Genomic DNA, 1,237 nt, shown 5'->3' with positions numbered 1-1,237 from the left:
CCGCCAGCGGGTTGACCGTCATGCTGCCGGTCGCGCCAGTCAGGGTGTAGTCGCTGTCGCTCAGCGTCAGGCTGTTGAAGCCCGACAGGGCGCGGCTGCCAACGTGGGCGCTGGCCAGGGTGGCGCTGCCGCCAACGGTGACGGTATCGCCAACGATCTGGTTGCTGACCGTCAGGTTGCTGCCCTGGGCAGTAGTCGTGCCGTTATAGGTCTGGCTACCGGTCAGGGTGACCGCCAGCGGGTTGACCGTCATGCTGCCGGTCGCGCCAGTCAGGGTGTAGTCGCTGTCGCTCAGCGTCAGGCTGTTGAAGCCTGACAGGGCGCGGTTGCCAACGTGGGCGCTGGCCAGGGTGGCGCTGCCGCCAACGGTGACGGTGTCGCCAACGATCTGGTTGCTGACCGACAGGTTGCTGCCCTGGGCAGTAGTCGTGCCGTTATAGGTCTGGCTACCGGTCAGCGTCACCGCCAGCGGGTTGACCGTCATGCTGCCGGTCGCGCCAGTCAGGGTGTAGTCGCTGTCGCTCAGCGTCAGGCTGTTGAAGCCTGACAGGGCGCGGTTGCCGGCGTGGGCGCTGGCCAGGGTGGCGCTGCCGCCAACGGTGACGGTATCGCCGACGATCTGGTTGCTGACCGTCAGGTTGCTGCCCTGGGCAGTAGTCGTGCCGTTATAGGTCTGGCTACCGGTCAGCGTCACCGCCAGCGGGTTGACCGTCATGCTGCCGCTGGCGCCAGTCAGGGTGTAGTCGCTGTCGCTCAGCGTCAGGCTGTTGAAGCCTGACAGGGCGCGGCTGCCAGCGTGGGCGCTGGCCAGGGTGGCGCTGCCACCAACGGTGACGGTATCGCCAACGATCTGGTTGCTGACCGTCAGGTTGCTGCCCTGGGCGACGTTCGTGCCGTTATAGGTCTGGCTACCGGTCAGGGTGACGGCCAACGGGTTGACCGTCATGCTGCCGGTCGCGCCAGTCAGGGTGTAGTCGCTGTCGCTCAGCGTCAGGCTGTTGAAGCCTGACAGGGCGCGGTTGCCGGCGTGGGCGCTGGCCAGGGTGGCGCTGCCACCAACGGTGACGGTATCGCCGACGATCTGGTTGCTGACCGTCAGGTTGCTGCCCTGGGCAGTAGTCGTGCCGTTATAGGTCTGGCTACCGGTCAGCGTCACCGCCAGCGGGTTGACCGTCATGCTGCCGCTGGCGCCAGTCAGGGTGTAGTCGCTGTCGCTCAGCGTCAGGCTGTTGAAGCC

The 1,237-nt window shown here is 66.6% G+C and carries 1 protein-coding gene; it reads right to left on the bottom strand.

Features of this window, described 5'->3' with window-relative positions; genetic code table 11:
- A partial coding sequence (locus JHD64_RS21065) for a YDG domain-containing protein (protein WP_199055554.1) occupies positions 1 to 1,237 on the bottom strand: 1,237 nt, incomplete at both ends.

This window comes from Aquitalea sp. ASV15 (assembly GCF_016429115.1).
GTDB lineage: Bacteria > Pseudomonadota > Gammaproteobacteria > Burkholderiales > Chromobacteriaceae > Aquitalea > Aquitalea magnusonii.
This window is presented reverse-complemented; position numbering and strand designations above follow the sequence as displayed.